The sequence below is a fragment of the Mycobacterium sp. genome (genome assembly GCF_035640695.1).
Lineage (GTDB): Bacteria > Actinomycetota > Actinomycetes > Mycobacteriales > Mycobacteriaceae > Mycobacterium.
This window is the reverse complement of record NZ_DASQVQ010000176.1, coordinates 1-13,301: the sequence shown is the minus strand read 5'-3', so window position 1 is coordinate 13,301 and position 13,301 is coordinate 1. Positions and strand designations below refer to the sequence as shown.

Annotated in this window: 14 protein-coding genes; 5 read left to right on the top strand and 9 right to left on the bottom strand. The window is 68.1% G+C overall.

Going from position 1 to position 13,301, the window contains the following annotated elements; genetic code table 11:
• Positions 1–60: 60 nt before the first annotated feature.
• From VE759_RS20880 to VE759_RS20860, 5 genes are all read right to left on the bottom strand, one after another.
• Positions 61–867 (bottom strand): shikimate dehydrogenase, encoded by an 807-nt coding sequence (locus VE759_RS20880; RefSeq protein ID WP_324936048.1) that lies wholly within the window; start codon positions 865–867, stop codon positions 61–63.
• 31 nt (positions 868–898) lie between these two features.
• Positions 899–2,077, bottom strand: a complete 1,179-nt coding sequence (gene mltG, locus VE759_RS20875; protein WP_324936047.1) for an endolytic transglycosylase MltG — start codon at positions 2,075–2,077, stop codon at positions 899–901.
• 55 nt (positions 2,078–2,132) lie between these two features.
• Positions 2,133–2,618 carry a Holliday junction resolvase RuvX gene (ruvX, locus tag VE759_RS20870; RefSeq protein ID WP_324935982.1) on the bottom strand — a complete coding sequence of 162 codons (486 nt, stop codon included), beginning with the start codon at positions 2,616–2,618 and terminating at the stop codon, positions 2,133–2,135.
• Between the two features lie 4 nt (positions 2,619–2,622).
• A complete protein-coding gene (gene alaS / locus VE759_RS20865) occupies positions 2,623–5,325 on the bottom strand; it encodes an alanine--tRNA ligase (protein WP_324935981.1) in 2,703 nt (900 codons plus the stop codon).
• Positions 5,326–5,424: 99 nt separating this feature from the next.
• Positions 5,425–5,814: a secondary thiamine-phosphate synthase enzyme YjbQ gene (locus VE759_RS20860; protein WP_324936045.1), complete on the bottom strand. Its 390-nt coding sequence runs from the start codon at positions 5,812–5,814 to the stop codon at positions 5,425–5,427.
• A 143-nt stretch (positions 5,815–5,957) separates the two neighbouring features.
• On the opposite strand from VE759_RS20860, the gene VE759_RS20855 reads away from it, so the two are divergent.
• On the top strand, positions 5,958–6,581 hold the full coding sequence (locus VE759_RS20855; protein ID WP_324935979.1) for a hypothetical protein: 624 nt from the start codon (positions 5,958–5,960) through the stop codon (positions 6,579–6,581).
• A gap of 44 nt (positions 6,582–6,625) precedes the next feature.
• Here the strand turns inward: VE759_RS20855 and VE759_RS20850 are convergent, their stop codons facing one another.
• Positions 6,626–7,060, bottom strand: a complete 435-nt coding sequence (locus VE759_RS20850) for an SRPBCC family protein (protein WP_324935977.1) — start codon at positions 7,058–7,060, stop codon at positions 6,626–6,628.
• A 112-nt stretch (positions 7,061–7,172) separates the two neighbouring features.
• Between VE759_RS20850 and VE759_RS20845 the strand changes: the two genes are divergently transcribed.
• A complete protein-coding gene (locus VE759_RS20845) occupies positions 7,173–7,460 on the top strand; it encodes a GlsB/YeaQ/YmgE family stress response membrane protein (RefSeq protein ID WP_324935975.1) in 288 nt (95 codons plus the stop codon).
• A 127-nt stretch (positions 7,461–7,587) separates the two neighbouring features.
• Here VE759_RS20845 and VE759_RS20840 read toward each other — a convergent pair whose 3' ends face one another.
• The 3 genes from VE759_RS20840 to VE759_RS20830 all read right to left on the bottom strand — a co-directional run bounded on the left by VE759_RS20840 (position 7,588) and on the right by VE759_RS20830 (position 9,891).
• Complete coding sequence (locus VE759_RS20840; RefSeq protein WP_324935973.1) at positions 7,588–8,058, bottom strand: SRPBCC family protein; 471 nt, start codon at positions 8,056–8,058, stop codon at positions 7,588–7,590.
• Complete coding sequence (locus tag VE759_RS20835) at positions 8,055–8,465, bottom strand: metalloregulator ArsR/SmtB family transcription factor (protein ID WP_324935971.1); 411 nt, start codon at positions 8,463–8,465, stop codon at positions 8,055–8,057. The genes VE759_RS20840 and VE759_RS20835 overlap by 4 nt, the downstream gene beginning before the upstream one ends.
• A gap of 76 nt (positions 8,466–8,541) precedes the next feature.
• Entirely contained in the window at positions 8,542–9,891 is a 1,350-nt protein-coding gene (locus VE759_RS20830) for a replication-associated recombination protein A (RefSeq protein ID WP_324936043.1), read from the bottom strand.
• A 69-nt stretch (positions 9,892–9,960) separates the two neighbouring features.
• Between VE759_RS20830 and VE759_RS20825 the strand changes: the two genes are divergently transcribed.
• From VE759_RS20825 to VE759_RS20815, 3 genes are all read left to right on the top strand, one after another.
• On the top strand, positions 9,961–10,539 hold the full coding sequence (locus VE759_RS20825; protein WP_324935969.1) for a hypothetical protein: 579 nt from the start codon (positions 9,961–9,963) through the stop codon (positions 10,537–10,539).
• Between the two features lie 135 nt (positions 10,540–10,674).
• Positions 10,675–12,075 (top strand): selenium-binding protein SBP56-related protein, encoded by a 1,401-nt coding sequence (locus tag VE759_RS20820; RefSeq protein ID WP_324935967.1) that lies wholly within the window; start codon positions 10,675–10,677, stop codon positions 12,073–12,075.
• 104 nt (positions 12,076–12,179) lie between these two features.
• Positions 12,180–13,301 (top strand): thiolase family protein (locus tag VE759_RS20815; RefSeq protein ID WP_324935965.1); only part of this gene is annotated, 1,122 nt, incomplete at its 3' end.

The following is a 13,301-nucleotide window of genomic DNA, read 5'->3' as shown; positions in this document are numbered from 1 at the left end:
CCGCACAACCAGCCCAACCACAAATAGCCCCGACGAGGACCACACCGTTTTGCCGGCGAGCTAGGGTGACCCCAACGCCGCACGCATCGCCGCTTTCGGCGCCGGTTGCCCGGTGAACAGCTCCACCTGCGCGAACGCCTGATGCAGCAACAGCTCCAGCCCGCCGATCACCGTCCCGCCCGCGGCGGTCACGGCGGCGGCAAGCGGTGTCGGCCAGGGATCGTAGATCGCGTCGAGCAGCAGACGCGCACGCGCGAACGTGGCCACGTACGCCGCGGCCGCATCCGCCGGGATCGTGCTGACCACCGCGCCGGCGCCGGCCACCTCGTCGGGCAGGGAGGGGCTGCCGAAGTCGAGCCACTGCGCTTCGATGCCCACTTCCGAGCCCAGCTCCACCAACGGCGCGGCCTTACCGCGATCGCGTGCGACCACGGTCACCGACGAAACACCAAGCCGGGCGAGGGCGACGACCGCGGCCCGGGCCGTGCCGCCCGAGCCGATCACGATCGCAGCGTCGGCCACCGAACCCAACGCACCCGCCACACCGTCGACGTCGGTGTTGTCCGCCCGCCAACCATCGGCGGTATGCACCAAGGTGTTTGCCGACCCGACGAGCCGTGCGCGCGGCGTGCGTTCGTCGGCGATGCGTAGGGCCGCGAACTTGCCCGGCATCGTGACCGACACGCCAACCCACTCGGGACCGAAACCGGCTACCACGGTGGGCAATTGCTCGGCGGTGCATTCGATCCGGTGGTAAGTCCACCGGTTCAGGCCCAAAGCCCGGTAGGCGGCCAGGTGCAGCTGCGGTGACCGCGAATGGGCAATCGGCGAACCCAGCACCGCCGCGCGACGCGGCCCGGAGTCCATCCCCCCGTCGGTGCGCTGCTGGCCGCCCAACTTACCGTGCGCTGTCGAGGACACCGTTGTGCTTGGCCAGCTCGATGTTCGCCAGGTGTTCCTGGTAGTCCTTGGTGAACAGCGTGGTGCCCTGCATGTCGACGGTGACGAAGTACAGCCAGTCGCCGGGCTGCGGGTGCTCGGCGGCCGAAAGCGCCGGCGCCCCCGGCGAGCCGATCGGCGTGGCCGGAAGTCCGTCCAGCACATAGGTATTCCACGGCGTGTTGCTGGCCCGATCGGCGTCGCTGGTCGCCACCTCGATGCGGTCCAGCGGATAGTTCACCGTCGAATCGAATTCCAGTTTCTGGTGCACATGCAGCCGGTTGTAGATGACCCGTGCGACCTTGTCGAAGTCGGCGGGCTTGGATTCACGCTGCACCAGCGAGGCCACGGTCAGGATCTGATACGGCGTCATGCCCAACGCCTGGGAGGTGTTCAGCAGACCGTCCTGGCCGTATTGGTTGGCGCTGCCGCCGATCAGCTGCGAGAGGATTTCCCGCGGCGTGGCCGACGGATCGATGTCCCAGGTGCGCGGCGCGATCAGTCCCTCGATCCGGCGATGGTCGCCGTTCATCGTGGTGACCTGCCTGAGCGCCCAATCCGGCACGGCGAGGTTGGCGGGGTCGTCGGTTGCGGCCACCTGGCGCAGCTCCGAAACCGGCACGCAGCGCCGCTCCCCGTCGAGCAGCACGCAGGTCGCCCGGGAGATCAGGCTGAAGATTCCCTCGGTGACCGCATTGGACTTGATGTCCTGGACGTCGTCGAGCTGTCGCCCCTCCGGGATCACCAGCTTGCCCACTCGGTTCTGCGGGTCGACGAGCCGCTTGACCGCGTCGGACGCCGGTATCTCGGTGCGAATCTTGTAGTACCCGGGCTGGATCGATGACATCGACGAGTTGCCATGTGCCGCATCGACAAACGCGCGGACCGTGGCGACCACCTGATGCTCGTGCAGCGTCTGGCCAATCGCGGTGGTCGAGTCGCCAGTGTGGATCTGGATCACCAGGTCGCGTTTGCCTGGGCCGCTGTAATCGCCGCCGCCGAACACGCCGTGCCACAGCCTGGACCCGAGGAACACCGCGCCGACCAGCACGACGATCAGCACGGCAAGCGAGGTCATGCCGACCAGTTGACGACGCCTGCGGTTGCGCTGCGCGCGCACTCGCTGAGCGCGGGACATCCCGCGCCGGGGCGGTCCAACCGCCACCGGCTGGGCGCGGTCGCGATCGCGGTGGCTAGCCACGGGTCACCCCGCGACGCTGGTCGAGCCAGCCCTGCAGAATCGCGACCGCCGCGGCCTGGTCGATCACCGCGCGCTGACCCTTCGCGGGTATCCCGGCGTCGCGCAGCGACCGTTGCGCGCTGACGGTGGTCAACCGCTCGTCGGCCAGACGCACCGGTATCGGTGCGATTCGGTCGGCCAACCGATCGGCCAACTCGATCGCATCCTCGGCGGCCGGCCCGGTTCGGTCGGCGAGCGTACGTGGCAGTCCGACAACGACTTCGACGGCCTGCAGCTCGTCGACCAGCTCGGCAAGGCGGCGCAGATGCTTACCGGAGCGGTCGCGGCGCACGGTCGCGACCGGCGTGGCCAGGACGCCGTCCGGATCGCTTGATGCCACCCCGATCCGCACGCTGCCGACGTCGATGCCCAGTCGGCGGCCACGTCCTGGATCGTCGCCGCCGGGCCGGTCCGGCAAGCGGTCCTTTCGGTAAGCCACGCAGCTAGCTCCGCGCGACTTCTGCTCGCAGCGCCGACAGTGCCGTGTCGATGCCATCGGGGTTCGTGCCGGAGCCCTGCGCCAGATCGGCCTTGCCGCCGCCGCGTCCGTCGACTGCCGCGCCGAGCTGCTTGATCAGCTCGTTGGCGCGCAAGCCCAAGTCCTGTGCCGCGGCGTTGGCCGCGACCACAAACGGCACCGTGTCGTTCTCGCCCTCGGCGATCAGCGCGACCACTGCCGGCTCTGAGCCCAGCCGACCGCGGATGTCACCCGCCAGGCTTCGTAGCTGCGCGCCCGTCGTCTCCCCCGACATTCGCTGAGCCACGAATCGGACCCTACCGATCTGTTCGGCCCCGGCGACAGCGTTAGCCGCCGCGGCCCTGGCCGCGGCCTGCCGTGACCGCTCGAGCTCCTTCTCGGCGGCCTTCAGCCGCTCGACCAGGGTGGCGACCCGAGCGGGCACCTCCTCGGACGGCACCTTCAGCGACGCCGCGAGGCCCGCCAGCAGCGCCCGCTCCTTAGCCAGGTACTTGAACGAGTCCAGCCCGACATAGGCCTCGACCCGGCGCACACCCGATCCGACCGACTGCTCGCCGAGGATCGTCACCGGGCCGACCTGTGCCGAGTTGTGCACATGGGTGCCGCCGCACAGCTCGAGCGAGAACGGCCCACCGATCTCAACGACCCGGACCTCATCGGGGTATTGCTCGCCGAACAATGCCATTGCGCCCATCGCCTTCGCCTTGTCGAGCTCGGTGATGAAGTCGTGCACCTGGTAGTCGGCCTCCACGGCCTCGTTGGTGACCTCTTCAATCTGGGTGCGCTGGCCTTCATCGAGCGCGCCTTGCCATCGGAAGTCGAACCGCAGATATCCGGGCCGGTTCAGCGACCCCGCCTGAACTGCGTTGGGGCCCAGTACTTGTCGCAGCGCGGCGTGCACAAGGTGGGTGCCGGTGTGGCCCTGCGTGGCACCGTGGCGCCACCGCGGATCAACGGCGGCTACCACGGTGTCGCCCTCGACGAACTCGCCGGACTCGACGTTGACGCGATGACTGAAAAGCGTCTTGGCGATCTTCTGCACGTCGGTGATTGCGGCCTTCGCCGCGCCCCCGGCGCCGGTACCGGTGATCGTGCCGGCGTCGGCGAGCTGGCCGCCGGATTCGGCGTACAACGGGGTGCGGTCCAGGATCAGCTCCACGCGCTCGGGCGCCGCCCCGGATCCGTTCGGGCTGTGCGCGACGACCGGCACCCGCCTGCCGTCGACGAAGATGCCGAGAATCTTTGCCTCGGAGGTCAACTCGTTGAAGCCGGTGAACTCTGTCGGCCCCGTGTCGATCAGCTCGCGGTATGCCGACAGGTCGGCGTGAGCCTGCTTGCGGGCGGCCGCGTCGGCCTTGGCGCGCTGGCGCTGCTCGGCCATCAGCGCCCGGAAACCCTCCTCGTCGACGGAAAGTCCGGCCTCCGAGGCCATTTCCAGCGTCAGATCGATCGGGAAACCGTACGTGTCGTGCAAAGCGAACGCGTCCGAGCCGCTGAGCACCGTGTTGCCGGACGCCTTGGTGGCGCTGGCAGCCTCCTCGAACAGCCGCGAGCCCGACGCCAGCGTGCGGTTGAACGCGGTCTCTTCGGCCACCGCGATCCGGTTGATCCGCTCGAAGTCGGTAACCAGTTCGGGATATGACGGGCCCATCGCGTCACGCACGGTAGCCATCAAGTCGCCGACGATCGGCCCATCGATGCCGAGCAGTTTCGCCGCGCGGACGATGCGACGCAGCAGCCGCCGCAGCACGTAGCCGCGACCGTCGTTGCCGGGGCTCACGCCGTCGGCGATCAGGATGGCCGCGGTGCGGCTGTGGTCGGCAATGATGCGGTACCGGACATCGTCGTCGTGATTGCCGACGTCGTAGCCGCGCGGCGCACGCGCGGCCACCATATCGATGACCGGGCGCAGCAGATCGGTCTCGTAGACGTTGTGCACGCCCTGCAGCACGAACGCCACCCGCTCGACGCCCATCCCGGTGTCAATGTTCTTGCGCGGCAGCGGGCCCAGGATCTCGTAACCCTCTTTGGCGGGACCCTCGCCGCGGATGTTCTGCATGAACACCAGGTTCCACAGCTCGATGTAGCGGTCCTCATTGGCGATCGGCCCGCCGGCGGCGCCGAATTCGGGGCCGCGGTCGTAATAGATCTCCGACGACGGGCCGCACGGGCCCGGAATGCCCATCGACCAGTAGTTGTCGGCCATTCCGCGACGCTGGATGCGTTCCTCGGGCAGGCCGGCCACCTCCTGCCACAGCTGTGCGGCTTCGTCGTCGTCCAGGTAGACGGTGGCCCACAGCCTTTCGGGATCCAAACCGTAGCCGCCGTCTTCGATCGGATTTGTCAGCAGAGTCCAAGCCAGCTCAATGGCGCGGCGCTTGAAGTAGTCGCCGAACGAGAAGTTGCCGGCCATTTGGAAAAACGTGTTGTGCCGGGTGGTGATGCCGACCTCGTCGATATCCGGCGTGCGGATGCATTTCTGGATGCTGGTGGCCGTCGAGTAGGGCGGCGTGCGCTGGCCGAGGAAATACGGCACGAACTGCACCATGCCGGCGTTGACGAACAGCAAGTTCGGGTCGTCAAGGATCACCGAGGCGCTGGGCACTTCGGTGTGGCCTGCCTTTACGAAGTGATCCAGGAAGCGTTTCCTGATCTCATGTGTCTGCACAGTGCTGTCGCTGTTCTTGGTTAAGCGCGGCTTTCGACCGCCAATACATTACCGGTCCGTACTGGATCAACGATCCAGTCGACGCTGTGGTGCCGATCGCTAGCCGTCGACGAAACTCAACCGCACCTTCCGTTGTGGATTGTCGCGGTTCAGGTCGACCAAGACCACGCTTTGCCAGGTGCCCAGTAGCGGCTCACCGTCGGCTACCGGCACGGTCACCGAGGGCGAGACGATCGCGGGCAGCACGTGATCCGCCCCGTGACCCGGCGAACCGTGCTGGTGGCGGTAGCGGTCATCGCGAGGCAGCAGCCGTTCCAGCGTGTCGACGAGGTCGTCGTCGGAGCCGGAGCCGGTCTCGATGATCGCCAAACCGGCCGTCGCGTGCGGCACGAACACGTTGAGCAGGCCGTCGCCGTGGGTTGTGCAGAACTTGCGCACCGCGTCGGTCAGGTCGACAATCCGCCGGCGCGAGGTGTCGATGTCGAGCACGTCGGAGTCCATGTCTCGATGGTACGGATCGTTACCGTCGGTAACTTTGCCGGATCGGCATCGGGTACAAGATCAACGGCGCAAGGTGGTCGGTGGACCGGTGGCGCCACCGGGGCGCCGCCCCGAAGAAGAGGGGGTGGACCGTGCACGCACGTTCTACCACTGTGCAGGGACAATCCTCGTCAATCGACGCCGGGATTGCGCATATCCGCGACGAGACCATGCCGGCGCTGCAGGCCATGGACGGATGCATCGGCCTATCGGCACTGGTCGATCGCGCATCCGGCCGCTGCATCATCACCACCGCCTGGGAGACCGAGGAGGCGATGCGCGCGAGCGCGGAAAAGGCCAGCCAGCTGCGCGACCGTGCCGCGCAGCAATTGCAGGGCAGTGTGGAGAAGGTCGAAGAGTGGGAGATCGCGGTGCTGCATCGCGACCACGGCTCGGCTGATGGTGCCTGCGCGCGGGTCACGTGGGTAAGGGGCGATCCGGCCCAGATGGACGGCAACATCGAGTACTACAAGACTTCCGTCCTGCCCGAGATCGAAAACCTGGAAGGTTTCTGCAGTGCCAGCCTTCTGGTCGACCGCGCCTCCGGGCGTTCGGTGTCCTCGGTGTTGTTCGACAGCCGCGAAGCGATGGAGCGAAACCGCGAGCAGTCAGCGACTCTCAAGCGCGAGAAGATTCGCGAAGCGGGCGTCGAGGAGCTCGACGAGCGCGAGTTTGAGTTGGCGCTGGCACATCTGCGGGTGCCCGAGCTGACCTGACCTCCGTGCCGCTTCGGCGCGCTCAGGGCACGCCCCGGGGCCGGTCAGCCCGCCGAAGCGGCCGCCTCCGCCAGACGCGCGCAGTGCGCGGTCGTGGCGCCGAACGTCGTCTCCAGGCGCTTGCCCATCAGACGTGCGGCCACACCGGCCAGCGGACCGCTGAACGTCGCACGCTCGGTCAAACATGTGCCTACCTCGGCGGCCTCGATGACGTGCTCAATGGTCGTGGTCAGCCCGGGCGCCTTCGCCACGCCGATCCACAGCCTGGGCGGTTCGACTCGGGTGACGGCCGTCGTCAACGGCGGGTAGCCCTTCACCGTTGTCGTTATCTTCGCGCCGATACCGAACGGCCGGTCGATCGTCGCGGCCTTGATGACGTCACCCCGCCATCCGCTGGGGTTAGTCCAAACGGCCCAAACCGTTTCGGCCGGTGCAGCACACGGCGACGAACCCGCGATGGACGGACCCGCGGTGCTCATGCGGACGATCCTCGCATTCCCGTCGGGTGGCCACACCAGAACTGACGCGCGCGTTTATTCAGCGTGCCCGCAGGGTATGTGATCGCCAGCCACATCCCAATTGGGAGGAATTATGACTATCACTGGCATCTTCAGCGCAATCCTCATCGGCCTTTTGGTTGGTGCGCTCGGCCGTCTGGTCGTTCCTGGCCGACAGCACATCCCGGTCTGGCTGACGATCCTGGTGGGTATCGGCGCCGCGTTTCTTGGCACCGCGCTGGCGCGCGCCATGGGAATTCCAACCGATACCAGGGGCATCGATTGGATGGAATTGCTGGTACAGGTCGTGATAGCGGCGTTGGGTGTTGCGCTGGTGGCCGGCTTCTACGACCGCAGGCGCTCCGGCATTTTGCGGCGCTAGCCGGGTTTGGCGGCTGAGGGTCGCCGGTCTGCGGCGGCCTCTCACGCAATGACGGGCCGTCCGGCGCGCGGAATGGGGTGACCCTGCGCGGGCCGTGTCATCACGACAACCGATCGCCTGCAGTGCGTTACAGGCCTTGCAGCACCTTGTCGAGCCGCTCGTAGCCCTCGCGCATGCCGCCTTCCATGCCCGAGGACAGCAACGCGTCGCGGGCCTCGACGTTTGGGCAGATCGACCGGCCGCGGAGCCTGGTGCGCCCGCCCAGGTCTTCGAACCACATGAAGTCCAGGTTCACCATGTCGGGCGCCCCTTCGAACTCGAACGTCTGGATGACGAGCTCGTTCTCCCGAACCGTGTGGAAGACGCCGTTGAACCGGTACTGACCGCTCTCGTTCTGATGCAGGTAGCGGTAGCCACCGCCGGCGCGGAAATCCCAGCGCTCGATCTGCATGTCGATGCCGTGCGGTCCCAGCCACTGCTTGACCAAGTCGGGCTCGGCGTGCGCGCGAAAAACCGCGGCCACCGGAGCGTCGAACTCGCGGGTGAACTCCATCGCCAGGGTGTCGACGGGCGCGCGCAGGTTGAGCGGGTGTGTCATTGGTTGTCCTCCTTTTTCTCGGGTGTGTCGCGTTTCTGCGGTGTGTCCGGTGCGCCGAAGTCGTCCGGGGTGGTGATCGTCGCGAGCAGCGCGTCGAGTCGGCGGTAGTTGCGCTCGGCGGTGAGCCGGTAGCCGTCGATCCAGGCGGTCAGGGCCTCCAGCGCGGCCGCGTCGAGGTGCACCGGCCGGCGCTGGGCGTCGCGGCTGCGGGTGACCAAACCGGCGTGCTCGAGCACCTGGATGTGCTTGGAGACGGCCTGCTTGGTGATGTCGAACGGCGCTGCAAGCTCGTTGACGGTCGCGGGTCCGCGGGAGAGCCGCGCGACGATCGCCCGGCGCACCGAGTCGGCCAGCGCCAGGAATGCGCGGTCCAGCCGGGCGTCGCCCATGTCGGCCGCTTCGCCCATTAATCAACCTTTTCTTTGATCAACCTATTAGTTGATTAGCAATCTAGAGGGGCATGTGGCGACTGTCAAGGGTGCGTCAGCCTCGCTTCCTGCGGATGATCGCGCGCAGCCGGTCCAGGCGCCCGGCGATCTCGCGCTCGGCACCGTGGTCGGTGGGCCGGTAATAATCCACGCCGACCAGCTCGTCGGGTGGATACTGCTGTGGCACAACGCCATCCGGGTCGTCGTGGGAGTACTTGTACCCGACCGCGTTGCCGAGCCTGGTGGCGCCGGAATAGTGGCCGTCGCGCAGGTGGGCCGGAACCAGGCCGGCCTTGCCCGCTTTGATGTCGTTCATCGCGGCGCCGATGGCCGCGACCACCGCGTTGGACTTCGGCGCGGTGGCCAGGTGGATGGTCGCGTGCGCCAGGGTCAGCTGCGCCTCGGGCATGCCGATCAGCTGGACCGTCTGCGCGGCGGCGACCGCGGTCTGCAGCGCCGTCGGGTCGGCCATGCCGATGTCCTCGCTGGCCAGGATCATCAGGCGCCGCGCGACGAACCGCGGGTCCTCACCGGCGACGAGCATTCGCGCCAGGTAGTGCAGCGCGGCGTCGACATCTGAACCGCGCACCGATTTGATGAACGCGCTGATCACGTCGTAGTGCTGGTCGCCATCGCGGTCGTAGCGGACCGCCGCCTTGTCCAGCGACTGCTCGATGCTGGCGACCGTCACCGGTCCGTTGTCGGCGACGGTCTCGGCGGCGACCTCCAACGCGGTCAGCGCCCGCCGGGCGTCGCCGGCGGATAGCTGGACCAGCAGGTCGACGGCGTCGGGCTCGACGGGCATCTTGCCGCCGAGCCCGCGCTCGTCGTCGATGGCGCGCCGCACGACGGTTTCGACGTCCTCGGCGGTCAGCGGATGCAGCTGCAGGATCAGCGACCGCGACAGCAGCGGCGCGACGACCGAGAACGACGGGTTTTCAGTGGTGGCCGCGACCAGCAGCACCACCCGGTTCTCGACGGCGGCGAGCAGTGCGTCCTGCTGGGTCTTGGAGAAGCGGTGCACCTCGTCGATGAACAGGACGGTCTGCTGGCCGTGCGCGGCGGCGCGGCGGGCCGTCTCGATGACCGCGCGCACCTCCTTGACACCTGCCGACACCGCCGAGAGCGCCTCGAAGCGACGGCCGGTGGCCTGCGAGATCAGCGACGCGAGCGTGGTCTTGCCGGTGCCGGGCGGCCCGTACAGGATGACCGACGCGGCGCCGGATCCCTCGACCAGCCGGCGCAGCGGCGAGCCGGGCTTGAGCAGGTGCGACTGTCCGACCACTTCGTCGAGCGAGGCCGGGCGCATACGCACCGCCAACGGCGTCGTCACCCCCGCGCCGGCGCTGCGGTTGTCGGCGGCCGTGGCCCCGGTGCCGGGAAGGTCAAAGAGGCCGTCGGACATCGGAGCCGCAGGGCCGGACATCGGACACGTTTCAGGCATACCACGTCGGCCGGACATACGATCGCGGCTGTGCTGCTGAACCGGGCCACCGCCGCGGGCATTGCCGAGGGCAGCATCACGCTGGTGTTGCGACGATGGGACGCCGCGCGCGCCAAACCCGGCGGCACCCAGCGGACACCGGCCGGCACGATCCGCATCGACGACGTCACCGAGTATCCGGCCGACTACCGCGTCACCGCCGCGCAGGCCCGCGCGGCCGGTTATCCGGACACGCTGACCGCACAGCAGGAGCTGGATCGCCGGCCAGCCCGCCACACCTACGCGATCAAAGTGTCCTACCTGGCCCCCGACGAGCGGCCGGGGCTCGCGGCCGATGATCGGCTCAGCGACGACGATGTGGCGGGCATCGCGGCCCGGCTGGATCGCTGGGACGACGCGAGCGGCCCGCGATGGACGCGGGAGTACTTGCGGCTCATCGCCGCCAATGAGGCGGTCCGCGCGCCGGACCTGGCAGCCCGGGTCGGCTTGGACGTGCCGCGGTTCAAGCGGCGTGTGCGCCGGCTCAAGGGCCTCGGACTAACCCTCAGCCTCGACGTCGGGTATCGGCTTTCCCCGCGGGGTCGGGCATTCCTGCGGCTCGCCAAGTAGTCGCTACTGCGATCCGCCGACCTCGGCGCTACTGTCCGAGTCGGTGTAGATGATCCGCAGCGGCGGCACATCGGCATAGTCCCGGCCTTTCTCGACGCGGCCCGCAAGTGGCGTGGGCGGAGGATGATCATCGGCATGCCTACGACCGATCCGACGTTTTACCGCAGCCCCGACGCCGCCGTCGCCGCCGCGCCCGAGCAGCTCGCCTATGTGGCCGCTTTTGACCCGGCGGGCCGCGAAAATGATGCAATCGCGGTGGTCGACTGCGAGCCGGCGTCCTCGACGTACGGCGGCGTGGTCGGCTGGGCCGAGCTGCCGACGGCCGGCAACGAGCTGCACCACTTCGGGTGGAACGCGTGCTCGAGCGCGCTGTGCCACGAGGGTCACCACGAGCTGGAGCGGCGTTACTTGTTGGTGCCCGGCATTCGGTCGTCGAACACCTATGTCCTCGACGTCAAACCCGATCCCCGACGGCCGGCTCTCACCCACACCATCGAGGCCGCCGAGCTCGCGGCGAAGGCCGGATATTCGCGCCCGCATACCGTGCACTGCGGCCCGGGCGGCATCTTCATGTCGGCGCTGGGCGGCGCCAACGACGACGACGGCCCCGGCGGCGTCGCGCTGATCGATCACGACACGTTCGAGGTGATCGGGCGGTGGGAGCGCGATCGCGGTTCGCAGTTCTTCGCCTACGACATGTGGTGGCACCTGAACTACGACACCGTGATTACGTCGGAGTGGGCGACGCCGTCGATGATCGAAAACGGCCTCAACCCGGAAGACCTGCTCGGCCGCAAGTTCGGCCACCACCTGAACTTCTGGAGCCTGTCGGAGCGCAGGTTGACCCAGCGCGTCGACCTCGGAGACCAACACCAGATGGTGCTCGAGCTTCGTCCGGCGCACGACCCGACCATGGCGTTCGGGTTCGCCGGCGTGGTGATCAGCGTCGAGGACTTGTCCGCATCGGTCTGGTTGTGGCACAAGGACGGCGATGGCTGGTCGGTCGACAAGGTGATCACGATCCCGGCGGAGCCCGCCGACGCCGATGACCTGCCGCCGGCACTCAAGCCGTTCGGTGCGGTGCCGCCGCTGGTCTCCGACATCGACCTGTCCGTCGACGACCGTTTCTTGTACGTGTCCTGCTGGGGCACAGGCGAACTCAAGCAATACGACGTCAGCGACCCAGTGCACCCGCGAGAAACCGGTTCGGTTCGGCTCGGCGGGATCGTCCGACGAGCGCCGCACCCGGCGGTGCCGGACCTGCCACTGGGCGGCGGCCCGCAGATGGTCGAGATCAGCCGTGACGGCCGGCGGGTCTACGTCACGAACTCGCTGTATGCCGCATGGGACGAGGTGTTCTACCCCGACGGGGTCGGGGCATGGATGGCGAAGCTCGACGCGGACGTCTCGGCGGGCGGCCTGGTGCCCGACGATCGGTTCTTCCCGCGCGGCGACGACTTCCGCGGCCTGCGGGTGCACCAGGTGCGGCTGCAGGGCGGCGACGCGTCCAGCGACTCGTACTGCTTCACCAAATGATGTGACTTGGATCGCCGCGGCGTGGCCACGGAATTTGACCCACCGGTTGGTTGTTGAGTTGGTTGCATAATACAACGCTCAGCGGTGAGCAGGAGGTTCCTTACATGACCGCATTCGTAGGCCGCGACGCAGTGATCGTCGGCGCGGTTCGCACCCCGATCGGCAAGGGCAAGCCCAGCGGCGCCCTCTTCGGCGTCCATCCGACCGACCTGCTAGCGCACTCCCTGCGCACCCTGGTCGAGCGCACCGGCATCGATCCGAATCTCATCGACGACGTCATCGCCGGCGCCGTCACCCAGGCCGGCGATCAGGCTCTCAACATCGCCCGCAACGCCGTGCTCGGCGCCGGTTTGCCGGAAACCCTTCCGGCCACCACGATCGACCGGCAGTGCGGCAGCAGCCAGCAGGCCATCAGCTTCGCCGCGCAGGCGGTCATCTCCGGCGCCCAGGACATCGTCGTCGCCGCCGGCGTCGAGTCGATGTCGCGCGCCCCGATGGGCTCGAGCATCCTGCCCGGCACGAATCCGTTCGGCGAGGCCGTCGCGCAGCGCTACCCCGACGGCCTGGTGCCGCAGGGCATCAGCGCCGAGCTGATCGCCGCCAAGTGGGGCTTCTCCCGGCTGCAGCTCGACGACTTCTCGGCGGGTAGCCACGAGAAGGCGGCGCGGGCCACCAAGGACGGGCTGTTCGACAACGAGCTCGCCCCGATCGGAGGGCTGTTCACCGACGAGATCATCCGGCCCGGCACCACAATCGACACGCTCGCCGCGCTGAAGCCGGCGTTCTACGACGAGACGATGAAAGCCCGGTTCCCGCAAATCAATTGGGAGATCACCCCGGGCAACTCGTCGCCGCTGTCGGACGGCAGCGCCGCGGTGCTGGTCACCACAAGCGAGATCGCCAAGCGGCTCGGACTGCGCCCGTTGGCCCGCATCCACGCGACGACCGTGGTCGGCGACGACCCGATCTACATGCTGACCGGCATCATCCCGGCAACGGCGAAGGTGTTGCGGCGCGCCGGGCTGACTCTGGCCGACATCGACTTGTTCGAGGTCAACGAGGCGTTCGCGCCAGTTGTGCTGGCCTGGGCCAAGGACACCGGCGCGGACCTGGCGAAGACGAACGTCAACGGCGGCGCGATCGCGATCGGGCATCCGCTCGGCGCCAGCGGGGCACGCATCATGACCACGCTGGTCAATGCGCTCGAGCAGCGCGGCGGCCGATAC

Coding starts and splice junctions, on each gene's coding strand:
- VE759_RS20880 (WP_324936048.1), bottom strand. CDS start 867: ATGGACTCCGGGCCGCGTCGCGCGGCGGTGCTGGGTTCGCCGATTGCC.
- mltG (WP_324936047.1), bottom strand. CDS start 2,077: ATGTCCCGCGCTCAGCGAGTGCGCGCGCAGCGCAACCGCAGGCGTCGT.
- VE759_RS20850 (WP_324935977.1), bottom strand. CDS start 7,060: ATGAGCACCGCGGGTCCGTCCATCGCGGGTTCGTCGCCGTGTGCTGCA.
- VE759_RS20845 (WP_324935975.1), top strand. CDS start 7,173: ATGACTATCACTGGCATCTTCAGCGCAATCCTCATCGGCCTTTTGGTT.
- VE759_RS20840 (WP_324935973.1), bottom strand. CDS start 8,058: ATGACACACCCGCTCAACCTGCGCGCGCCCGTCGACACCCTGGCGATG.
- VE759_RS20835 (WP_324935971.1), bottom strand. CDS start 8,465: ATGGGCGAAGCGGCCGACATGGGCGACGCCCGGCTGGACCGCGCATTC.
- VE759_RS20830 (WP_324936043.1), bottom strand. CDS start 9,891: ATGTCCGACGGCCTCTTTGACCTTCCCGGCACCGGGGCCACGGCCGCC.
- VE759_RS20820 (WP_324935967.1), top strand. CDS start 10,675: ATGCCTACGACCGATCCGACGTTTTACCGCAGCCCCGACGCCGCCGTC.